This is a genomic window from Nocardia salmonicida (genome assembly GCF_036142455.1).
GTDB lineage: Bacteria > Actinomycetota > Actinomycetes > Mycobacteriales > Mycobacteriaceae > Nocardia > Nocardia salmonicida.
The window spans coordinates 6,454,507-6,475,075 of record NZ_CP108014.1 but is presented as its reverse complement, the minus strand read 5'-3'; the positions used below and the strand labels follow the sequence as shown (position 1 = coordinate 6,475,075).

Sequence of the window (20,569 nt, the reverse complement as noted above, 5' to 3'; positions counted from 1 at the left end):
CGCTGAATTCGCGGAGAGGCGGGGGAGCTTACAGCGAGGCCAGGGAGTCCATCTCACGGGCGAAATGCGGGACGCCGACACCCACGGTCAGCAACCCCGCCGACTTCAGCGCCTGGTAGCCGCCGATCACGTCGCTGGCCCGGTGCAAGCCCAACTCCTGCAGGGCGGCCGCGGCCAAACTCGACGTGTAGCCCTCCGAGCAGAAGATAATCCATTCCACATCATGATCAACAGCGAGGGACAACCGTGCCGACGAGGTCGGATCCAGTCGCCATTCCAGAACATTGCGCTCGATCACCAGGGCGCCGGGCAGCGAGCCTTCGCGCACGCGCTGTGCTGCGGGCCGGATGTCGACCAGAATCGCGCCACGCTCCAGCGCGGCGGCCACGTCGTACACATACACCCGATGTAGTCGTTCGCGAGCATTCTCGAGCATCTGATCAATCGTCAAACGGCTCATCACAGATCACCTTCGGGCTGGTCGGTGAGGACGGTTTTGGTTCGGCGCAACGTTCCATGGCCGGTCACTTCGTAATACGACATCGCCGACAACGGCGGGGAATACGCGTGCACGCTCAAGGTGGGATCCAGCGGACCGACGGATTCCGCGGCGGCGGGCGCGCGCACCACGTCGTGCACCCAACCGATCGGGAACGACGCCTGATCACCCGCGGCCAGCGTGCGCCTGCGTAACTCCGACCCATTCCAGCGGTATTCCGAGAGGGCGCCGCTCAGCACGGTCAACGCGCCGAGCGAGCCGGCATGGTCGTGCAAATCGGTGAATTTCCCCGGCGTCCAGCTGATCAGCCAGACATCGACCTCGTCGTCGTGCGAAAGACGGGTCGCCCAGCGCTCTTCGGTGGGCCAGATGCCATCGGCGGGCAGCAGGTGGTCGTAGCGGCCGGAGATCACGTCTTCGGCGCCTTCGTCGGTGAGTCGCAGCAGGTCAGCGGGACGCAACCGGGTTGGCAGGGCCGAAGCGATCGCCCGGTCGAGCGGGGGCGTCGCGGAGTATTCGTCGCGTGCGGACGAAAGGGAAAGAACAGAGGAACGCATGAGCGCATCTCCAGAAGGTGAGAAATCGGTCGAGGGAAAACGTCAGCCTCGAACGGTCGAGGCAGATTAGCCTCGACAACACTCCTGGGTGCTCACACGGAAGATCACGAGCGATAGTTTAGCAGACACTACTTTTTGTTGCGCTCGTAGACATGACGCAGTCCCGTCAGCGTGAGATGTGGGACGTGCTGGTCGATGGTCTCGGACTCCGGCACGATCAGCGGTGCGCCCGCCCCCGTGGCGACCACGGTGACATCGGTGCCCGCGAACGCGTCGAATTCGTCGCGGATGCGGTCGACCAGACCGTCGACCAAACCGGCGAAGCCGAAAATCGCGCCGGACTGAATGCACTCCATGCTGTTCTTGCCCACCACCGAACGTGGCCGCGCCAGCTCGACGCGGCGCATCGCACTGCGTTCCACCAGCGCCTCGGCGGAGATCTCCACACCGGGCGCGATCACCCCGCCGAGGAATTCGCCCTTGGCCGACACCAGATCGACGCAGATCGCGGTGCCGAAATCGACGACGATCGCGGGCCCGCCGAAGCTGCGGAAGGCGGCGAGGCAGTTGACGATGCGGTCGGCGCCGACTTCCTTCGGATTGTCGACCAGCAGTGGAATGCCTGTTCGCACACCGGGTTCCACCAGCACGTGCGGCACATGCGACCAGTAGCGCGCGAGCATCGCGCGCAGTTCGCGCAGCACCGGCGGCACGGTCGACAGCGCGGAGACGCCGACGATCCGGTCGAGATCCTCGCCGACCAGGCCGCGCACCTGCATCGCGAACTCGTCCGCGGTGATCAGCGGATTCGTGTGAATCCGCCAGTGCCGCACCAGGTTCGCGTGTTCGCCACTACCGGAGAACAGACCGAGTTCGATACCGGTGTTGCGGACGTCGATCGTCAGCAGCATTGCCCTGGGTCCCCCGCCCGGCTCAGACGAACGACAGCGAACGCGGTGAGGTGAGGCCAGAGCCCTCCGGTGCGTGCGCGGGGTCGCTGCCCAGCTCCACCGGACGGTTGTGGTCGTCGACGAAGACCACCTTCGGGTCGTAGTCGCGGACCTCGGCCTCGTCCATCTGACCGTAGGCGATGAGGATGACCAGGTCACCGGGGTGCACGAGGTGGGCGGCGGCGCCGTTGATGCCGATCACGCCCGAACCGCGCTCGCCGGCGATCACGTAGGTCTCGAGGCGGGCGCCGTTGTCGATGTCGACGATGCAGACCTGCTCACCCTCGAGCAGATCGGCGGCGTCGAGCAGGTCCTGGTCGACGGTCACCGAGCCGACGTAGTGCAGGTCGGCATGGGTCACGGTGGCACGGTGGATCTTCGACTTCATCATGGTGCGCAACATCGTCGTCGCCTTTCAGTGCGCCTGCGAGGCAGGCAGGGAGTTCGCGTCGGGGTGTCCATCGATTTGGGCGCCCAGTACTACAGCAGCGTTGTCGATCAGGCGGGTGTCGCCGACTCTGGCCGCGACCAGCAGACGAGCGTTGCCCGCGGTGGGGGCAGGGCCGAGGTTGGCATCGCGCAGTTCGAGGTAGTCGACGTCGAGGCCGTCGACCGCGTCGAGAACCGAGCGAGCGGTCTGCACGACCGCGTCCGCGCCGAGGCCGGCGGCGTGACGGCCCGCGGCGAGCGCGGCCGACAGCGCCAGCGCCGATTCGCGCTGGGTGGCGTCGAGGAAGCGGTTGCGCGAGGAAAGGGCGAGGCCGTCGGGCTCACGGACCGTCGGGTAGGCGACGATCTTGGCGTCCATGTTCAGGTCGCGCACCATCTGCCGGATCAGCGTGAGCTGCTGGTAGTCCTTCTCACCGAAATACGCCTCGGAGGCGTGGGTGATGTTGAGCAGCTTCGCGACAACGGTGAGCATGCCCGCGAAATGCGTCGGCCTGCTGCCGCCTTCGAGCTCGGCGCCGAGCGGGCCTGGCTGGATGGTGGTGCGCATGCCGTCCGGGTACATATCGGAGACGGTCGGCGCGAAGACCAGGTCGACGCCCTCGGTGCGGAGCAGTTCGAGGTCGGCGTCGAGGGTGCGCGGGTAGGCGTCGAGGTCTTCGTTCGCGCCGAACTGCAGCGGGTTGACGAAGATCGAGACGATCACGACCTGGTTGGCGAGCTTGGCCTGGCGGATGAGCGCCAGGTGACCCTCGTGCAGCGCACCCATGGTCGGCACGAAGCCGACCGTGCGCCCGGCGCCGCGCAGAGCCTTGGCGACGGTGTCGAGCACCTCGGGGTTGTGGTGCACGGTCAGGACGCCTGCCTTGAAGGCGCCGGTGGCGCGCGGGCCGCCCTGGTGGTGGTGCACTTCTCGGGGTTCCATCAGTGGCCTTCCTTGGCGAGGAGCTCCAGCAGTGCCGGATCGGTTTGTGCGAGTTCGGCGGTGCGCAGCGAGTTGGCCCGGTATGCCTCGGCCAGGCGGTGGTCGACCTGCTCGAGCGCGGCGAGGTGGGCGGCGACGGCGTCGACATCACCGCGGGCGACCGGGCCGGTCAGCGCGGCCTGGCCGCGGCGCAGCGCGTTGTCGAGCGCCGCCGAGGCGAGCGGGGCCAGCAGCCGTTCGGGGAGGCCGCCGGGCTGATCGTCGACCATCGGCTGGCCGAGCAGGCCGGGGCCGGACAGGGATTCGCGCAGCGCGGCGACGGCGTCGACGATGACCGTGACCAGGTGATTGCTGCCGTGCGCGAGAGCGGCGTGATAGAGCGAACGCTGGTTCTCTTCGACGCGAACCGGTTCGCCACCCATCTCGATCACCAGCGCTTGCGCGATGGCGTAACCGACCTCGTCGGCGGCGGTGACGCCGAAGCAGGCGTTGGCCAGGCGAGCGATGTCCTCGTCGTGGCCGGTGAAGGTCATGGCGGGATGGATCGCGAGGCCGAGCGCGCCCTGTTTCGTCAGCGGCTCGAGAATCGCGACACCGTTCGCGCCGGAGGTGTGCACGACGATGGTGCCGGGGCGCACGACGTTCGCACCGGCGAGCCCGCGCACCAGCCCGGCCAGTTCGGCATCGGGAACGGCGAGCAGGAGCAGTTCACTGCGCTGGGCGATCTGTTCGATCGGCAGCACCTGGGCCTCTGGCAGCCGGGTACGGGCGCGATGCACCGAGGCGTCGGAGATCGCGGCGACGCCGAAGACCACATGGCCGGCTCGCTCGAGCGCTACGCCGAGTGCGGAACCCACTCGTCCCGCCGAGACGATTCCTACCGTCAGTCGTGCGGGCGCTGGGTCAACACTCGTGGTCGCGCCATCAGGGTTGACACTTCTCGAGGTCAACGTTGTCCTCTCGATTTGCGTTCCAGTCCCGCGGTGCGGGTACCAGACGTTACGAGTCGAGGATAGAGGGGTTCGTGGGCGAGGCGCCATCACCCCCGCCGTGATCTACGCCTCCCCGCGTCTCCAGGCCGGATCTAGGTGGTGTGGTGCGTCAGCGGGTGGATTCCGATTCCAGGTTGGCCATGATGTCGGCCACCGATAGGCGGGCGGTGCCTTCGGTTTCGGCACGGCGGCGTCGACGGGAGCTGGTGCCGACCGCTGGGGCCTTGTCGGGGCGGGTGGCCGGGGGCTGGGCCGGTTCCGGGTCGGGTGTGGCTGCCGGGGCGGGTTCGGCCGCGGCGACCGGAGCCGGGACAGGCTCGGCGACGGGCTCGGCGGGAGCCGGGGTCGACGAGTCGCCGTTGGTGGCGGGCTCGGCCGGGAGGACGGTGTCGGCCACCTTGCGGGTGTTCGGCGAGGACAGCCGGGGCGGGGGCGTCTTCCCCGATGATGTGGTCGGCGCGGCGGGCTGCGGGGCGGCGGGCTGCGGCGGGGTGGCCGCCTGCTGTTGGGTTTCGGCGTACTCGTCCAGCTGGACGGCGGAGGTTTCCGCGGTGACCGGGTCGTCGTACGGGTCGGCGAAATTGGCCGAAACCGGTTGCATGAAGACGGGTTTCAGTGCGCTGGGCGGTTGCTGCCACGGGCCGAACCAGGCGGCGGTGGCATCCTCGGGGCTAACGTCGAAATCGTGGTCGGGCTCGTCGAAGGCATTGAAGCCACCGGCGGGCAACGCGTCGATCCGCACCGCGTCGGCCTGCAGCGCAGGTTGCTCGTCGGGCAGCGCGCCGTCGAAGAGAACCTGCAGATTCTGGCGCAGCAGGGTCAGCTCGGCGCGCAACGCGGCGATTTCGGAGGAGTCGGCGCCGACTTCGGCACGCACCCTCGCCTCGACACCCATCTCGTACTCACGGCGCGCGTTGATCTCGCGCTCGAGCTGCAACTCGTACACCGTCTGCAGATCGCGCACCTTCGCCTTGTCGACGGCCGCGTCCTTGCGGTAGCGGGTGGCCGCGAGCGCGCCGATCACCGCTGCCCACAGGGCTGCTACCAGGCCGATCCTGACGTACTGGACGTTTTCGCTGAAGATCAGGAAAACACTGGCCGTCAGACCGAGCAGGATGAGGAAACCGACGAAGAATTTTCCCGCGTCGTCCCGCCGTCGTCGGGGCGCCGTGCTGCGGGAGGGTGAAACCATGAGGGCCAGGGTAGCCGGAATCGGCTGGTCGGCCCACCAAAGGTGGCGGTGATTCCATTCGCAAGTTGCTATGTAGTAGCGGGGTCGTCGTGCGGGTCCTCGGGCGCCCGGCAGCAATACTCCAGCCACAAAGCCGCAGCAACCAGGGTCGAACCGGCCAGCAGACCCACGACCGCGCCCGGCGAATCGGCAGCGGCGGCGGTCACGGTGCCGCGCTGTGGGAAAACCCACAGCAGGAAACCCAGCCATACACCGGCGGCCAGCGAACCCACCTGCAACGACGCCTTGGCCAACGCCACACCCCTGGCGACGTTGATCGGGTGCATCTGGCCCGAGCCGTCGCCGATCTGCTCATCGGCGATCTTGGCCTTGATCGCGAAGCCGAGCGCCGCCTCGATCGCGGCGACCGGCAGCAGCGAGGCACCGGCGGCCACCGAGATCGACGGAAAGCTGGAATAGGCGAACCGGGTGGCGACCCAGGCCACCGCGGCGGCCACCACCACGTTCAGCGCGAGGTCGAGTACCCGGGTGGGTTTCAGCACGGGCGGGCGCTTTCGTCACGCAGCACCAGATCGGTGACGACCACGCCGTCCTTCTCGGACCGGTCGAGTCCGGCGAGCAACTCCGCGATCGGCTGGGCGACGCCGTCGACGAGCAGGTGCGCGGACGGTTCGACGGCCAGCCACGGGATGAGCACGAAGGCCCGGTTGTGGGCCTGCGGGTGCGGGAGGATCAGCGTGGAGTCGGTGGCGCGGGCGATCGCGGCGCCGGTGTCGTCGGTGCACTGGACCACGTCGACGTCGAGGGTGCGCGCACCCCAGCGGATCTCGCGCACACGGCCCGCCGCCTGCTCGAGCTGCTGACCGAACCGCAACCACGCGTAATCGTCGAAGGCCGGATCTTCCGCTACGACAACAGCATTGAGGTAATCGTCTTGGTCGACGCCGCCCCACGGCGCGGTGGTGTACACCGGCGAGACCGCCACGACCCGCTCCCCCAGCGCGTCGAGGACGCTGCGCAGATGCGCGAGCCGATCGCCCAGATTCGAGCCGATCGAGAGCACCGCGCGAGTCATCGCCGCGACCCGGGGACCACCGTGCGATACCGAGTGGCCACCACGCGCACGTCGGCGAAAGTGTGCGGGATCGGCGCCGAGGGCTTGTGCACGACCACCTCCACCGCCTCGATCCGAGGGTCGGCCATCACGTCGTCGGCGATCTCGGAGACCACGGTCTCGATCAGATTGCGCGGCGGACCGGTCACGATGCGAACGGCACGCTCGGCGAGCGCGCCGTAGTCGACCGTGTCGGCGAGGTCGTCGGACGCGGCGGCCGCGGCGAAATCGACCCATACCGTCAGGTCGACGACGAACTCCTGGCCGTCACGACGCTCGAAATCGAACACACCGTGCCTGCCGAACGCGGTCAGCCCGAGCAGCTCGATCCGCGACGACGCGGACCTGCCTGCGGGCGGCGGCAGCAGGGGCAGGTTCATCGATGGACTCCTCGGGCGGCGGTGGCACGGGCTTCGGCGGCTCGACGCCAGGCATCGACGACGGCGATGGCGTCGAGGGAGGCACGGACGTCGTGGACGCGCACACCCCAGGCGCCGTGGGTGGCGGCCAAGGCGGACAACGTCGCGGTGGCGGTTTCTCGGCCGTCAGGGGGCCGGGGGCCGGAATCGTCGGCGAGCAAGGCGCCGAGAAAACGTTTGCGGGAGGCGCCGATCAGGATCGGGAAGCCGCGCGCCGCCAGTTCCGGCAGGGCGGCCAGGAGTTCCCAGTTGTGTTCGGCGTTCTTGGCGAAACCGAGGCCGGGGTCGAGGATCAGCCGGTCCGGGGTCACCCCGGCGGCGACAGCCAGTTCGACCTGGGCGTCGAGTTCGGCGCGGACCTCGGCGACCACGTCGTCGTAGTGGTCGGCGGGGCCGGTGTGCCGGTAGTCGGCGCCGGCCCGCCAGTGCATGAGAATCCACGGCACACCGGCTTCGGCGACGACCTTCACCATGTTCGGGTCGGCGCGGCCGCCGGAGACGTCGTTGACCACCGAGACGCCCGCCTCCAGCGCCGCCTCGGCGACCTCGGCGCGCATGGTGTCGACGCTGGTCGGCACGCCCGCGGCGACCAGCCCGCGGATCACCGGGGTGACGCGAGCGACCTCGGCGGCGGGATCGACCCGGTCGGCGCCCGGCCTGGTGGATTCACCACCCACATCGACGATGTCGGCGCCTGCCTCGTACAACTCGACACCGTGCGCGATCGCGAGTTCGGGATCGAGGTAGCGACCGCCGTCGGAGAAGGAATCAGCGGTCACGTTGACCACACCCATGACCACACACGAACGGTGGTCACGGGCGGTCACCAGTGGCTCGCTCATTTGCGAAGGATCAGGTCCAGCGCCTCGGATCGCGAGGCGGCATCGCTCTGCAGCTGGCCGCGCACCGCCGAGGTGGTGGTGCTGGCGCCCGGCTTGCGGATCCCCCTCATGGCCATGCACAGGTGCTCGGCCTCGATCACCACGATCGCCCCGCGCGGATCCAGCCTGCGCATCACCGCGTCGGCGATCTGGCTGGTCAGCCGCTCCTGGACCTGCGGGCGCTTGGCGTAGAGGTCGACGACGCGGGCCAGCTTCGACAGCCCCGTCACCCGGCCGTGCGAGCCGGGGATGTAACCCACGTGCGCGACGCCGTGGAACGAGACCAGGTGATGTTCACAGGTGGAGAACATCGGGATGTCGCGGACCAGCACGAGTTCCTGGTGGCCCTCGTCGAACGTGGTCGCCAGTACCGCGTCGGGCTCGGTGTAGAGCCCGGCGAACATCTCCCGGTACGCGCGCGCCACCCGTGCGGGCGTATCGAGCAGACCGGGGCGGTCCGGATCCTCACCCACCGCGATCAGCAGCTCACGCACCGCGTTCTCCGCGCGCTGCTGATCGAACGGCAAACCGGTCGCCAGCGCCGTCAGCACCGACGGACTCGTAGCACCCAGCTCACCTGCCGGATCGAGATCCTGCTTGTTGGCCGACAACTTCTCCGCACCTCCGTGATATTTGCGGCTGGCGCCGCGGTTCTCGGCCCTGTTCACCACGTCCGTCCCTGGCGAACCGGGACGCACCGCCGAAATCCTTCAGTGCGGGCCGAGAACCTGTGTCGACGCCGGTAATCGTCCGGCATTCGACGTTCGAGCGTAGTTGGCCACCGGTCAGTGGCGGCCGTTCGGCCCTTCCCAGTCTTTGTTCTCAGGATCGGCGTCACGCGCGGGCGGCTGCGGCTGGACGCCCCACGGCTGGAAGCCGTCGCCGGCGTGCCGCGGCTGCTGCTCGGGTCGACCCCAGGCACTGCCCTGATCCTGTGACGGTTGGGGCTGTTGCTGCGGCTGCTGAGGCTGCTGCTGCGGTGGCTGCTGCTCGTCGCGCGGCGGCCAGCCGGGAGCCGACCAACCCGCCGGTGCACCGTAATCGGGCCGCGAACCGTGCGTCCCCGACTGCCGGGGGAACGCCTGGGTCGGCGCGGTCGGCAGCGGGTAGCCGGCCGCGGGCGGTGCGGGCTGGCCGTAAGGCTGACCCTGGTACCCGTTGGGCTCGACCGGCGGCGCCCCGTTGGGCACCGGCACCGGAGCGGGCTGCACCGGCGGCCACGGCTCGCCGCGCTCTACGGCCAGCTCGCCCGGCGTCTTCACCGGCGGCTTGTCCGACGGATGCCGGTCACCGAAATCGTTGAACGCGGTGATCCGCGGACGCTTCTCGACACCGGCCAGAATCGTCTCGAGATCCTTGCGGTGCAGCGTCTCGCGCTCGAGCAGCGCGGTGGCCAACGCGTCGAGCTGCTCGCGGTATTCGCTGAGGATGGACCATGCCTCGGTGTGCGCGGCCTCGATGAGGTTGCGCACCTCCTCGTCGATTTCGCGGGCGACCTCGTGCGAGTAGTCGGCCTGCACGCCCATCGAGCGGCCGAGGAACGGGTCGCCCTGCTCCTGGCCGTAGCGCACGGCGCCGAGGCGGGCACTCATGCCGTACTCGGTGACCATGCCGCGGGCGATCTTGGTGGCCTGGTCGATATCGGAGGACGCGCCGGTGGTCGGCTCGTGGAACACCAGTTCCTCGGCCGCACGGCCACCCATCGCGAAGACCAGCCGCGAGATCATCTCCGAGCGGGTCATCAGGCCCTTGTCGTCCTCCGGCACCGTCATGGCGTGACCGCCGGTGCGGCCGCGCGCCAGGATGGTGACCTTGTAGACGGGCTCGATATCGGGCATCGCCCAGGCTGCCAGGGTGTGGCCGCCCTCGTGGTAGGCGGTGATCTTCTTCTCGTGCTCGCTGATGATGCGGCTCTTGCGGCGCGGGCCGCCGATCACGCGGTCGACCGACTCCTCGAGCGATTCGCCGGTGATGACCGTGCCGTTCTCCCTCGCGGTGAGCAGCGCGGCCTCGTTGATGACGTTGGCCAGATCGGCACCGGACATACCGACGGTGCGCTTGGCCAGGCCCTCGAGGTCGGCGTCCTGCGAGATCGGTTTACCCGCCGAGTGCACCCGCAGGATCGCGCGGCGACCGGCCAGGTCGGGGTTGCCGACCGGGATCTGCCGGTCGAACCGGCCCGGACGCAGCAGCGCGGGGTCGAGGATGTCGGGCCGGTTGGTGGCCGCGATCAGGATGATGTTGGAGCGATCGCCGAAGCCGTCCATCTCGACGAGGAGCTGGTTGAGGGTCTGCTCGCGCTCGTCGTGACCGCCGCCGAGGCCGGCACCGCGCTGGCGGCCGACCGCGTCGATCTCGTCGACGAAGATGATGCACGGACTGTTCTGCTTGGCCTGCTCGAACAGGTCGCGCACGCGGGAGGCGCCGACACCGACGAACATCTCGACGAAATCCGAACCGGAGATGGTGAAGAACGGCACCCCGGCCTCGCCCGCGACGGCGCGGGCCAGCAGCGTCTTACCGGTTCCGGGCGGCCCGTAGAGCAGCACGCCCTTGGGGATCTTCGCGCCGAGCGCCTGGTAGCGGGCCGGATTCTGCAGGAAGTCCTTGATCTCGTAGAGCTCTTCGACGGCCTCGTCGGCACCGGCGACGTCGGAGAACGTGGTCTTCGGCATGTCCTTGGTCAGCAGCTTGGCCTTGGACTTTCCGAAGCCCATCATTCCGCCACGGCCGCCGCCCTGCATGCGCGACATCACGAAGATGAACAGGCCGACCAACAGCACCATCGGCACGATGAACAGCAGCAGCTGGGAAAGCCAGCTCTCCTGCTTGACCACGGTGTCGTACGGCGCGCCGGACTTCTGCACAGCGTTGAGGACCTGCGCGGAGTTCTCCCCGCCACTGGGGTACTTGGCGACGATCTTGGAGTTGTTGCTCGTGGCCTCGTTGCCGTTGTTCAGTTCGATGCGGAGCTGCTGCTCCTTGTCATCGATCTGCACGTTCTTGACGTTCGCTTTGTCCTCGAGCTGGGTCAGCGCAACGGAAGTGTCGACACTCTCCCAACCGCGCGTGTCATCGCTGAGAAAGCTGAACAGCCAGATCATGAGCATGATGCCCGAGATGATCGCCAAGGTGCGAAACACTGTCTTGCGGTTCATAGAGCGTCGGCCGGACGGCCCAGTCCTTTCCGGTTATTACTCCGGGTGTGCTTGCGAAGCGTCGAGATCGGCGGGTTTCGGATGCGGACATGCCACGTTACCGCGTACGGTCTAGTTCGATACATCGCGCAGTTCGGCTGCTGGTGCAGTTGCACTGGTAAACGGCCGGAGAACGCAAGAGGTTCCCGAACGCTCCGACCGGGTTGTGGCAAGTGGCCACAATCATGTCATGCCCGCCTTATCGTGGGCGACGACACAACTACAGCGCAGGGGGTATAGACATCGTCGAGCTACGAACACCCACAGCGATTCTGCGCCACGGCGGTGGACGGCTTGTCGTCCTCCGGCCGGGTACCGACGGCGAACGTGTTCTCGACGTTCCCATTGCCGACCTGCTCAAGGTGCGCCTCAATCGGCGCGCCGACGAAGCGGTGGTCATCGAAATATATCTGCGTTATCCCACGGCGGTCCTCACCGGCGTTCCCGCCGACCGCACTCCCCTTCCGGTGCTCATCGCCGAGCACGACGTGCCTGCCGCCCTCGGCATCGTCGACCGGATCAACGACCAGATCATGACGACCCAGCGCATCGACGTGGCCGCGCCGGATCTGACCCCGCCCCCGCCCGAGTGGGGAAAGTCGGGCCCGACCCGCGCCGATGTCGAGCGCGCCGTGCGCCGGATGGCCCCGCGCAAGGACGCCCGTACGGCCGTCACCGCGCTGAATCGGTACGTCACCCCCGACGAATACGTCCTGGAAACGGCGATCGCCGTGGCCGCCCCGCCCGCGGGATCCGGTACCGGTCTGCTCGCGGCGACGACCTCTCGCGTGCTGTTCATCTCGATCGGCAGCAGCGGCGAACGCTATGCCTTCGAATTGGCGGTGGCCGCCGTTCTCGGCGCCCGCACCATCGAGGGCACGCGCTCGGCGCCGGGTGAGGTCGATACACGCCACGGCGGATCGGGCATCGACATCAACGACGGCAATCGCACCCTGCATTTCGCGGGCGTGGATCGCGCCGACACCGAGCGGGTCACCTGCGCGGTGAACTTCGCCGTCCGCAGACAGGCCGCCGACGGTGCCGCAGGCCCCGCCGATCCGGGCGTCAACCAGCTCTACGCGGAGTGGGAACTGCTGGTCGAGCGGCATTCGCTCGGCATGGTCGACGACACGCAATTCCAGCGCTACGGCCGCGGGATCCTCCGCAGCCTGTAGTCACCGGCGGCCGAACCGAATGATCAATTCGGTTCGGCTGCTTCGGTTTCCGCCTTCTGCTCGGGCTCGTTGAGCTCGATACGGCGCCACGGGCTCGTCGGCCGGGTCCACAGGCGCACCAGTTCCATCCGCCGGTCGACGCCGCCGTTCTTCAGCTCGGCGAGGTCCTCGGTGGCCTGCCAGTAGGTCCAGCCGGTGAGGTAGGCGTCGCCGAACTGACGCCAGTTGCGGTAGCGGCGCTGCGCGGGCACCAGCGCGCGCATGCAGTATTCCCACGCCACGTCGGCGTCGATATATCCCGCGGTGAACGCCATGCGGGCCACCGCGACGACGCGGGCCAGGTCCCAGGCGTGGATGTCGTTGGGTAGCGGACGCGATAGGTGGTCGGTGAAGCCGATCTTGATGGCTTGGGCCCAGATGTCGTAGTCGCGGACCAGCGCCTCGGGATTGTCCATCCCCCGAAACGAACCGACCTGACGCAGAAACGCGCGCTGCTTGTCGGCACGCTCACCGAAACGGTCGCGCTCGCTGGCGTTGACCGAGGCCATCACCAGCGGATGCACCAGCGAATACAACGGTGCGTGCATGCCTTCGAGCAACTGCTCCATCGAGGCGCGGGCTTCGGTGCCGTCGGTGATGCCCCAGGCGCCGGTGAGAGTGTCGATGGCGAGTTCACGGCGGTCACCGAGCGGGTGCTCGCGTTCGGGGCCGAGCAGCATGGCGTCGTGGAAGGCGTCCCAGCGCGTGGAGTAGAAGGCTCCGAGCGCGAGCGCGCGCAGCTCGTCGTCGCTCACTCCCGCGCCCGACCAGTGGTCTTCTTCGCGCTCGTCTAGTTCCGGATACGGAAAAGTGGTCAGCGCTGGTACTCCCCTGGCAGGCATGCGGCCGAGTCTAGTGCGGTGACCGCGATCACGTGCGGCCTGCGAATCTCACCTGCATTACGAGATTTTCAGATCGCCTCATTCTTCACCTGTCGTGTCATGCCGCACAGGTCTATGGTTCTGACATGTGTAGAAATATCACCGTCTTGCGTGGTCTGGAGCCTGCCGCCACCGAGCAGGAGATCTACGCTGCCGCCTTGCAATATGTGCGCAAAGTCGGCGGCATCTCCGGCCTGAGTAGCGCCACCAAGCCCGCGGTCGACAAAGCGGTCGCGGCTATCGCCGCGGCCACCACGGCGTTGCTGGCGGAACTGCCCGATCGGCGAGTCCCGCCGCCTACCGAGCCACCGCTGCGCCGGATCGCGGCCCGCGAAAACGAGGTCAGCGAGACTTCGTAGGATCGGCGAACTCCATACTGCAACGTGTTCTAATTGGCCTGAGCGGGCACGCCATTTCCTCTGGTCGTGCCGCAATAGTCGGTGGATCGAATTCAGCGGATGCACAAGGAGAAAGACCAGTGAGCGAACTCGACAAGACCACCGCGGTGATCGAAGTACACAATCCGGCGACGGGCGAACTCGCCGGCACCGTGCCGGTCACCCCGCCGGACGAGGTGGCGGCCGCGGTCCGTGAGCTGCGTCTGTACCAGCCCGAGTGGGAGGCGATCGGGCCCGCCGGTCGTAAGAAGTGGCTGCTGAAAATGCAGGACTGGCTGATCGACAACACCGAGCACCTGGCCGCGGTGCTGCAGTCGGAGACCGCCAAGCCGCGCGTCGACGCGATCATCGATCCAGCGTTCGCGGTCGACATCCTCGGCTACTACGCGCGCCGGGCCGCCAAATTCCTCGCCGACGATCACCCGTCCCCACACAGCCCGCTCGCGCGGGTGAAGACGCTGACGGTCGCCTATCGCCCGTACCCCGTGGTCGGGGTGATCACGCCGTGGAACTTCCCGCTCGCGATGCCCGCGATCGATGTGTTCCCCGCGCTGGCCGCCGGCGCCGCGGTGATCCTCAAGCCGTCGGAGGTGACGCCGCTGTCGGCGGTGGAGCTGGCCCGCGGCTGGGCCGAGATCGGTGCGCCGCCGGTGTTCAAGGTGGTCACCGGCGCGGGCGCGACCGGCGCGGCCGTCGTCGAGAAGACCGACTACATCCAGTTCACCGGCTCCACCGCGACCGGCCGCAAGATCGCGGCCGCCTGCGCTGAGCGCATGGTGCCCTACAGCCTCGAGCTCGGCGGCAAGGACCCGGCGATCGTGCTCGCCGACGCCGACATCGACCGCGCCGCGCACGGCATCGCCTTCGGCGGCATGTTCAATGCCGGTCAGGTGTGCATTTCCGTCGAGCGGGTCTACGTCGAGGCGCCGGTCTACGACGAGTTCGTCACGAAGCTGACCGCGGCGGTGGCCGCGCTGCGCCAGGGCGCCGACGGTCGCGAGTCGAGCAACGACGTCGGCGCGCTGGCCAACGAGAACCAGGTGCTGATCGTGCAGCGCCACGTCGACGACGCGATCGCCGCGGGCGCCCGGGTGACCACCGGCGGCAAACGCACCGGCGTCGGCACCTTCTTCGAGCCGACCGTGCTCGTCGATGTGGACCACTCGATGTCGTGCGTCGCCGAGGAGACCTTCGGCCCGACGCTGCCGGTGATGAAGGTGGCCGACGAGGCCGAGGCGATCCGGATGGCCAACGACTCGATCTACGGACTCTCGGCGTCGGTCTGGACCGGCGACAAGGCACGCGGCGAACGCGTGGCCAGGCAGTTGAACACCGGCGCGGTGAACATCAACGATGTGTTCTCGAACCTGTTCAATCCCGCGATGCCGATGGGCGGCTGGGGCCTGTCCGGCGTCGGCGCGCGCTGGGGCGGTGCGTCCGGCCTGCGGAAATACTGTCGCGCGCAGGCGATGACGAAGCCGAAACTGCCGACCATGGGCAAGGAATTGTTCTGGTACCCCTATGACATGAACAAGCTGGTCTTCGCGGTCGCGGCGATGCGGGCCGCCGGCGCGCGCGGGATGCGCCGGATCGACCTGCCGACGGTGCTGCGCCTGAAGAAGAGCGACTAGCTGACTTCCGGCTGCGACGCGTACTCGCGCGCAGCCGGATTCGCCGCTCGAAACTTTTTGTGATCAACGTCACCGACCAAGCCCTCCCCGTACCGCACGCCGTGGTCAGCGGCACCTTTCGGCGTGCCCGACGGCGACACGGCGGGGCTTACATTCGGGCAGCGAGTGTGAATGTCGACGCATTTTCGCTGGTCAGCCGCCCAGCTTCGCCGTCGATCCGCTCAGCGACCGATCGCAGTGAACAAAACGCAATCCGATGGTGCAGCTCACCATGTCAGGCCATATGCTGTGCATTACCAACCTGGTGACTGTTTTGATCCACTTCCGCGAACTTCCTTGCCTGTTTTGGCTGGATTTTCCCGACTGATTCTGATAGCAAGGTGCTATGGACCCGCATTTGCGCGATCTGCGGTATTTCGTCGCCGTCGCTGAGGAACTGCACTTCACCAACGCCGCACAGCGGCTGCACATCGCTCAGCCGACGTTGTCACGCCAGATCCGTCAGCTCGAACGCCAGCTCGACGTGGTCCTGTTCGACCGCAACCAGCGCAGTGTCGCCCTGACCGTCGCCGGTAAGGAACTCCTCGAAGGCGCCCGCAAGATCCTCGAGCTGTGGGAGGTGACCAACGTGTCCCTCCAGGAAGCGGGCGAGGTGCTGCGCGTCGGTATCCAGTCCGCACTCGGCCGCGGCCTGCTCAACGACCTCGAGAGCGCGAGCGGGCATCGTCTCGCCCTGCACGCGGCGTCGTGGAACGACCCGTCCAGCGGTCTGGCCGGTCGACAGGCCGACCTGTCGCTGGTCTGGCTGCCGCTGCCCGACCCCAACCGTTATCGCTGGCAGGTGCTGCGCACCGAGCCGCGCTGGGTGCTGCTGCCCGAGACGCACCCCCTGGCCGAGCAGGAAAGCATCGAGTTCGCCGATCTGCTCGACGAGTCGTTCGTCGCCCTGCCCACCGAAGCGGGCGCGGTCCGCGACTTCTGGCTCGGCAACGACGCCCGTGGCGGCAAGGCGGCCAAGATCGGCGCCGAGGCGGCCACCCCCGAGGACAAGCTGGAGGCCGTGAGCCTCGGCCTCGGTGTGTGCCTGCTGGCCGAGAACAATGTGCCGATGTACCGCTGGCCCGGGCTCACCGCGCGTCCGGTCGCCGGTCTCACCCCGTGTGAGCTGGCGGTGGCGTGGCGGGCCGACGACACTCGCCCGACCATTCTGGAATTCGCCGGTCGCGCCGTCGACGGCGGCTTCTCCGAGCCGACACCGCAGCCGCAGCCGATCGCGGTCTAGGGCGCGCCTAGTTCGACAGTTCCAGTTGGGCGGCGAGGCCGAGCAAGGTGGCCTCGCTGCCCGGCGGACCGATCAGTTGCGCGGCCAACGGCGTATGCGCCTCGGGGTGAGTACCCATCGGCAGTGACGCCGCGGGCCAGCCGAGCAGATTCCACAGTCCGGTGAACGGCGCGTAGCGCACCGAGGACACGACGTTCGCGAGCCAACCGCGCCCGCTCCACTGTCTGGCCTTCGGCGGCGGCGCGGCGAGCGTCGGCGTGATCACCACGTCGAAGTCTTCGAAGAATTCGAGCAGTCTGGCTTCGGTCCGGTCGATCTGGCTGGGACGGACCAGACCGAGCCGCCGGATCACTCTGCCGAGCGCAAGATGACGTCGGGTCCGTTGCTGGAGTAGTTCGGGCTTCGGGAGCGCGTCGGCGTCACCGAGACCAGCGCTCGGCCAGCGCAGCAGCATCAGCAGCGCCGCATCGCCGTAAGGCAGCTCGACCGGTTGCACCTCGTGCCCGGCCACTGCCGCGCGCGCACCCGCGGTGCGCGCCGCCGCCGTCCAATGCCGATCCATGCGGACCAGTCGCGACGGCGGAGCCACGGCCAGTCCGATACGTAGTCGCTGCGGTTTGCGTAGTTCGGCCAGGTCGGAGCGGCCCGCCAACACCGAAAGCGCCAGCGCCGCGTCCGACACCGTGGTCGCGAGGACGCCGTTCTCGGCGAGTCCGGCCCAGGAATCGGCGCCGATCTGCGAGGGCACGACATGTCTACCCGGCTTGATGCCGAAAACTCCGCACGCCGCGGCAGGCACCCGGATAGAACCGAGGCCGTCGTTGCCGTGCGCGATCGGGACGAGTCCGGCGGCCACCGCGGCGGCCGCGCCACCCGAGGATCCACCCGTCGACCGGCCGACATCGCGTGGATTGCGCGTGACACTTCCTTCGGAATCGGTAGTCGCCCACAATCCGAGTTCCGGCATGGCCGTCAACCCGACGACGATCGCGCCCGCGGCCCGCAACCTGGCCACCACCGGGTGATCGGCGTCGGCCGGTTCGGCGGAGGTGGCCGCCGAACCCGCGCGGGTCGGCTCCCCCGCCACCGCGATGTTCTGCTTCACCGCCACCGGCACACCGGCCAGCGGGAGCTCGTCGAGGTCTTGTCTGGCGGCCAGTTCGCGCGCTTCGGCCCTTGCCCGCTCGCCTCGCACCACCGTGAACGCGTTGATCTTGCGATTCTCCGAGGCGATGCGGGCCAGTGCGTCGGCGGTGACGTCGGCGGGCGTGATGGTACCCGCGCGGACCCGGGCAGCCAGTGCTGCAGCGGGGCCCCCGATGGGGTATTCGTCGGCAGGGCGGGACGAGTCCATCGTCACCTCAGCGTCCGTTACGCCGTCGTCGTCGACGGACTCCCATGCTACCGCTGTGAGGTCTTCGTTCATCTGCGGATTCGCCCCCGTCGCATGGTCGTCGAAATTCGGGTGATCAGCTCTAGAGGCGCAAGTTATCATTTCTAGTACAGCTCTCCGGCGATGGCGGCGGGTGTGGCGGAATGAATTTCGCACCGATCCGCGCGAACACTTAGGTCGGGTGATGAGCGATAGCACCGCAAGCGGGCAACAACCCGACGCGACGCCCGGTCGGGGCACGAATGTGCGCTTCGACATGGTCGAGGCGTTCGCCGCCGCGTGGGGCACGGCCGCCGAGCACCCGCCCGAGATCGCCGAGTTCCTTCCCGACGCGGCCACCTTGCGCGCGCAGGCGCTGCACGAACTGATCCGCGTCGACCTGCGCCAGCGCTGGCTGCATCACACGGGCACCGACATCGCCCGCAAGCGACTGATCAACTACTGCGCCGAGTTCCCCGAGCTCGATCGGGCATCGCTGCCCGCCGGGCTGGTGTTCGAGGAATTCGTCATCCGCAGGCACAGCGGCGAACGCGTGGATCCGCGCGATTGTCTGCGCGAATACCCCGAGCAGGCGGCCAGTCTGCGCGGCCTGCTCAATACCGAGGAACTCGACCAGAGCACCCACCGGGCCGACGATCTCGACGCGACGGTGAACCAAACGCTGGACTCGACCCGTAGTACCCAGATGACCAGCCCGCAGCTCGACCTCACCGCGACCGCCACCTCGGCCGCGACGTCGTCGACGGACGCACTCTCGAATCCCGGGTCGTTCGAGCCGCTCGACCGCATCGAAATCGGCCAGCGCATCGGCGATTTCGAGCTGCTCACCGGGCTCGGTTCCGGTGCGTTCGCGCGCGTCTTCCTGGCCAGGCAGACCTCGATGCAGCGTCTGGTCGCGGTGAAGATCTCCGCCGACCGCGGCACCGAGCCGCAGACGCTGGCCCAGCTCGACCACGACTACATCGTGCGCGTGTTCGACCAGCAACTGATGGACACCGACTCGGCGCCCTCGGGTTCGCGTCGCCTCCGTCTGCTCTACATGCAGTTCCTGCCCGGCGGAACCCTGCTCGGCCTGCTGCGCTGGGTCCGCGCGACCCCGCCCGCCGAACGCAGCGGCAAACTGCTGCTCGACGCCGTGGACGCGGCCATGGAGGAGAAGGGCGAGATCCGCCCGACCGATTCGAGCGTGCGCTCCGAGATCGCCGCCCTGACCTGGCCGGAAACGGTGGCCTGGCTGGGCAGGCGGCTGGCCGAGGCCCTGGACTACGCGGCCGCGCACGGTGTGCTGCACCGTGATGTGAAACCGGCGAATGTGCTGCTCACCGCCGAGGGCGTCCCCAAGCTCGCCGACTTCAACATCAGCTTCAGCCGCAGCGTCGAGGGCACCAGCCCGGTCGCCTACTTCGGCGGATCGCTGTCCTACATGTCGCCCGAGCAGCTCGAGGCCTGCCACCCCGGCCTCGGCCGCAGCGCCGCCGACCTCGACACCCGCAGCGATATCTTCTCCCTCGGTGTGGTCCTGTGGGAACTGCTGACCGGCGCGAAGCCCTTCGACGACAGCACCGCCGCCGCCGAGGGTCGTGGCGACGAAACCACGCTCGAAGCGATGCTCGAACGCCGAACCGTCGGCGTCGACCAGGCCGCGCTTGACCGGGTTCCGGCGAACTGTCCCACTGCCCTGCGCCGGGTCCTGCTGACCTGCCTCGACCCGGACAGGTCGCGCCGCTGGGCCGAGGGTGCGGTGCTGGCCAAGCAGTTCGACCTGTGCCTGGACGCGCGCGCCCGCGACCTCGTCGACCCGCCGCCGAACAGCTGGCGGATGGTGTGGCGCAAATGGCCCTTGCTGGTGATGGTCTTGGCGATCGGCATCCCCAACGCACTGGCGTCCTGGTACAACATCCTGCACAACCAGACCCTGGTGGTGAGTCGGCTCAATGAGACCGCCCAGCAATCGTTCGTCGTGATCACCGCCGGCGTGAACCTGGTCTTCTTCCCACTGGGCGCCGCGATGCTCATCTACCTCGCCCGTTTCGTGCTCTCCGTGCCGCGCGGCCTTCGCCACGGCCGCCGCTACGACCCGCCGACCCTGCGCCGCACCAGACACGACACCTTGCGCATGGGCGATCGGGTCGTGATCGTCGCGTTCTCGCTGTGGGCGATCTCGGGACTCACCTTCCCCATCGCCCTGCAATTGGCCGCGGGTGACGTCCCCGGCCACGCCGTGGTCCACTTCCTCGCGTCCCTGCTGGTCTGCGGCGCGATAGCGGTCGCCTACCCGTTCTTCCTCGTGACGTTCTACCTGGTCCGCTGCATCTACCCGATCTTCCTTCGGCACGGCGAAACCAGCACCGACGACGGCATCTGGCTGCGCGCGCTGAGCCGCCGCTGCACCTGGTACCTCGCGGTGGCGGCCTCGGTCCCTCTGCTCGCCGTAGCCGGTGTCACCTTCCTCCCGCCCGGCGATATCCCGGCCGTGATCGTCGCCGTCCGGGTCCTCTGCGTCGGCGGCATCTTCGCCTTCATCGCCTCCTACCTGATGTTCCGAGCACTCGAAGCCGACTTGAAGGCGCTGGAACGCGTAGTCAGCTGACGCTGCC

At 68.2% G+C, this 20,569-nt stretch carries 20 protein-coding genes; 5 read left to right on the top strand and 15 right to left on the bottom strand.

Translation table 11 applies throughout. The features are described from left to right. Nucleotides 1-28 precede the first annotated feature (28 nt). The 13 genes from OHS03_RS30260 to ftsH all read right to left on the bottom strand — a co-directional run bounded on the left by OHS03_RS30260 (nucleotide 29) and on the right by ftsH (nucleotide 11,134). Entirely contained in the window at nucleotides 29-460 is a 432-nt protein-coding gene (locus OHS03_RS30260) for a rhodanese-like domain-containing protein (protein WP_328658749.1), read from the bottom strand. Further along, nucleotides 460-1,056 (bottom strand): cysteine dioxygenase, encoded by a 597-nt coding sequence (locus OHS03_RS30255; RefSeq protein ID WP_056819027.1) that lies wholly within the window; start codon nucleotides 1,054-1,056, stop codon nucleotides 460-462. The genes OHS03_RS30260 and OHS03_RS30255 overlap by 1 nt, the downstream gene beginning before the upstream one ends. 128 nt (nucleotides 1,057-1,184) lie before the next feature. Continuing rightward, entirely contained in the window at nucleotides 1,185-1,967 is a 783-nt protein-coding gene (locus OHS03_RS30250; protein ID WP_056819031.1) for a type III pantothenate kinase, read from the bottom strand. Between the two features lie 22 nt (nucleotides 1,968-1,989). Then, a complete protein-coding gene (panD, locus tag OHS03_RS30245; RefSeq protein ID WP_056819033.1) occupies nucleotides 1,990-2,409 on the bottom strand; it encodes an aspartate 1-decarboxylase in 420 nt (139 codons plus the stop codon). A gap of 12 nt (nucleotides 2,410-2,421) precedes the next feature. Beyond that, on the bottom strand, nucleotides 2,422-3,378 hold the full coding sequence (gene panC / locus OHS03_RS30240; RefSeq protein ID WP_056819035.1) for a pantoate--beta-alanine ligase: 957 nt from the start codon (nucleotides 3,376-3,378) through the stop codon (nucleotides 2,422-2,424). Then, nucleotides 3,378-4,418, bottom strand: a complete 1,041-nt coding sequence (locus OHS03_RS30235; protein ID WP_407942424.1) for a Rossmann-like and DUF2520 domain-containing protein — start codon at nucleotides 4,416-4,418, stop codon at nucleotides 3,378-3,380. The genes panC and OHS03_RS30235 overlap by 1 nt, the downstream gene beginning before the upstream one ends. A 61-nt stretch (nucleotides 4,419-4,479) precedes the next feature. After that, complete coding sequence (locus tag OHS03_RS30230; protein WP_328658745.1) at nucleotides 4,480-5,562, bottom strand: DUF6779 domain-containing protein; 1,083 nt, start codon at nucleotides 5,560-5,562, stop codon at nucleotides 4,480-4,482. 68 nt (nucleotides 5,563-5,630) lie between these two features. Beyond that, a complete protein-coding gene (locus OHS03_RS30225) occupies nucleotides 5,631-6,104 on the bottom strand; it encodes a DUF3180 domain-containing protein (protein ID WP_062992626.1) in 474 nt (157 codons plus the stop codon). After that, on the bottom strand, nucleotides 6,098-6,637 hold the full coding sequence (gene folK / locus OHS03_RS30220) for a 2-amino-4-hydroxy-6-hydroxymethyldihydropteridine diphosphokinase (RefSeq protein ID WP_328658743.1): 540 nt from the start codon (nucleotides 6,635-6,637) through the stop codon (nucleotides 6,098-6,100). The genes OHS03_RS30225 and folK overlap by 7 nt, the downstream gene beginning before the upstream one ends. Further along, nucleotides 6,634-7,056 carry a dihydroneopterin aldolase gene (gene folB, locus OHS03_RS30215; RefSeq protein ID WP_062992622.1) on the bottom strand — a complete coding sequence of 141 codons (423 nt, stop codon included), beginning with the start codon at nucleotides 7,054-7,056 and terminating at the stop codon, nucleotides 6,634-6,636. Before folB ends, folK begins: the two co-directional genes overlap by 4 nt. Continuing rightward, a complete protein-coding gene (gene folP, locus OHS03_RS30210) occupies nucleotides 7,053-7,937 on the bottom strand; it encodes a dihydropteroate synthase (RefSeq protein ID WP_328658741.1) in 885 nt (294 codons plus the stop codon). The genes folB and folP overlap by 4 nt, the downstream gene beginning before the upstream one ends. Continuing rightward, nucleotides 7,934-8,548, bottom strand: coding sequence for a GTP cyclohydrolase I FolE (gene folE / locus OHS03_RS30205; RefSeq protein WP_328664482.1), 615 nt, complete (start codon nucleotides 8,546-8,548; stop codon nucleotides 7,934-7,936). Before folE ends, folP begins: the two co-directional genes overlap by 4 nt. 213 nt (nucleotides 8,549-8,761) lie before the next feature. Further along, nucleotides 8,762-11,134, bottom strand: coding sequence for an ATP-dependent zinc metalloprotease FtsH (ftsH, locus tag OHS03_RS30200; protein ID WP_328658739.1), 2,373 nt, complete (start codon nucleotides 11,132-11,134; stop codon nucleotides 8,762-8,764). Nucleotides 11,135-11,358: 224 nt separating this feature from the next. On the opposite strand from ftsH, the gene OHS03_RS30195 reads away from it, so the two are divergent. Beyond that, entirely contained in the window at nucleotides 11,359-12,348 is a 990-nt protein-coding gene (locus OHS03_RS30195) for a hypothetical protein (protein ID WP_328658737.1), read from the top strand. Nucleotides 12,349-12,371: 23 nt separating this feature from the next. On the opposite strand, the gene OHS03_RS30190 is transcribed toward OHS03_RS30195, so the two are convergent. After that, entirely contained in the window at nucleotides 12,372-13,229 is an 858-nt protein-coding gene (locus tag OHS03_RS30190; protein ID WP_062991379.1) for a DUF1266 domain-containing protein, read from the bottom strand. A 125-nt stretch (nucleotides 13,230-13,354) separates the two neighbouring features. Between OHS03_RS30190 and OHS03_RS30185 the strand changes: the two genes are divergently transcribed. The 3 genes from OHS03_RS30185 to OHS03_RS30175 all read left to right on the top strand — a co-directional run bounded on the left by OHS03_RS30185 (nucleotide 13,355) and on the right by OHS03_RS30175 (nucleotide 16,579). Further along, nucleotides 13,355-13,627, top strand: coding sequence for a DUF2277 domain-containing protein (locus OHS03_RS30185; protein WP_056819053.1), 273 nt, complete (start codon nucleotides 13,355-13,357; stop codon nucleotides 13,625-13,627). 119 nt (nucleotides 13,628-13,746) lie between these two features. Next, nucleotides 13,747-15,297: an aldehyde dehydrogenase family protein gene (locus OHS03_RS30180; RefSeq protein WP_328658736.1), complete on the top strand. Its 1,551-nt coding sequence runs from the start codon at nucleotides 13,747-13,749 to the stop codon at nucleotides 15,295-15,297. 385 nt (nucleotides 15,298-15,682) lie between these two features. Beyond that, complete coding sequence (locus OHS03_RS30175) at nucleotides 15,683-16,579, top strand: LysR family transcriptional regulator (RefSeq protein ID WP_056819057.1); 897 nt, start codon at nucleotides 15,683-15,685, stop codon at nucleotides 16,577-16,579. 7 nt (nucleotides 16,580-16,586) lie between these two features. On the opposite strand, the gene OHS03_RS30170 is transcribed toward OHS03_RS30175, so the two are convergent. After that, nucleotides 16,587-17,933, bottom strand: coding sequence for an amidase (locus OHS03_RS30170; RefSeq protein WP_405151480.1), 1,347 nt, complete (start codon nucleotides 17,931-17,933; stop codon nucleotides 16,587-16,589). Nucleotides 17,934-18,156: 223 nt separating this feature from the next. Between OHS03_RS30170 and OHS03_RS30165 the strand changes: the two genes are divergently transcribed. After that, on the top strand, nucleotides 18,157-20,562 hold the full coding sequence (locus tag OHS03_RS30165) for a protein kinase domain-containing protein (protein ID WP_328658732.1): 2,406 nt from the start codon (nucleotides 18,157-18,159) through the stop codon (nucleotides 20,560-20,562). The last annotated feature ends 7 nt before the right edge of the window (nucleotides 20,563-20,569 follow it).

Coding starts and splice junctions, on each gene's coding strand:
- ftsH (WP_328658739.1), bottom strand. CDS start 11,134: ATGAACCGCAAGACAGTGTTTCGCACCTTGGCGATCATCTCGGGCATC.
- OHS03_RS30185 (WP_056819053.1), top strand. CDS start 13,355: ATGTGTAGAAATATCACCGTCTTGCGTGGTCTGGAGCCTGCCGCCACC.
- OHS03_RS30165 (WP_328658732.1), top strand. CDS start 18,157: ATGAGCGATAGCACCGCAAGCGGGCAACAACCCGACGCGACGCCCGGT.
- folK (WP_328658743.1), bottom strand. CDS start 6,637: ATGACTCGCGCGGTGCTCTCGATCGGCTCGAATCTGGGCGATCGGCTC.
- OHS03_RS30190 (WP_062991379.1), bottom strand. CDS start 13,229: ATGCCTGCCAGGGGAGTACCAGCGCTGACCACTTTTCCGTATCCGGAA.
- OHS03_RS30170 (WP_405151480.1), bottom strand. CDS start 17,933: ATGGACTCGTCCCGCCCTGCCGACGAATACCCCATCGGGGGCCCCGCT.
- panC (WP_056819035.1), bottom strand. CDS start 3,378: ATGGAACCCCGAGAAGTGCACCACCACCAGGGCGGCCCGCGCGCCACC.
- folB (WP_062992622.1), bottom strand. CDS start 7,056: ATGAACCTGCCCCTGCTGCCGCCGCCCGCAGGCAGGTCCGCGTCGTCG.
- folP (WP_328658741.1), bottom strand. CDS start 7,937: ATGAGCGAGCCACTGGTGACCGCCCGTGACCACCGTTCGTGTGTGGTC.
- OHS03_RS30255 (WP_056819027.1), bottom strand. CDS start 1,056: ATGCGTTCCTCTGTTCTTTCCCTTTCGTCCGCACGCGACGAATACTCC.
- OHS03_RS30250 (WP_056819031.1), bottom strand. CDS start 1,967: ATGCTGCTGACGATCGACGTCCGCAACACCGGTATCGAACTCGGTCTG.
- OHS03_RS30260 (WP_328658749.1), bottom strand. CDS start 460: ATGAGCCGTTTGACGATTGATCAGATGCTCGAGAATGCTCGCGAACGA.
- OHS03_RS30230 (WP_328658745.1), bottom strand. CDS start 5,562: ATGGTTTCACCCTCCCGCAGCACGGCGCCCCGACGACGGCGGGACGAC.
- OHS03_RS30175 (WP_056819057.1), top strand. CDS start 15,683: ATGGACCCGCATTTGCGCGATCTGCGGTATTTCGTCGCCGTCGCTGAG.
- panD (WP_056819033.1), bottom strand. CDS start 2,409: ATGTTGCGCACCATGATGAAGTCGAAGATCCACCGTGCCACCGTGACC.
- OHS03_RS30195 (WP_328658737.1), top strand. CDS start 11,359: ATGTCATGCCCGCCTTATCGTGGGCGACGACACAACTACAGCGCAGGG.
- OHS03_RS30235 (WP_407942424.1), bottom strand. CDS start 4,418: ATGGCGCCTCGCCCACGAACCCCTCTATCCTCGACTCGTAACGTCTGG.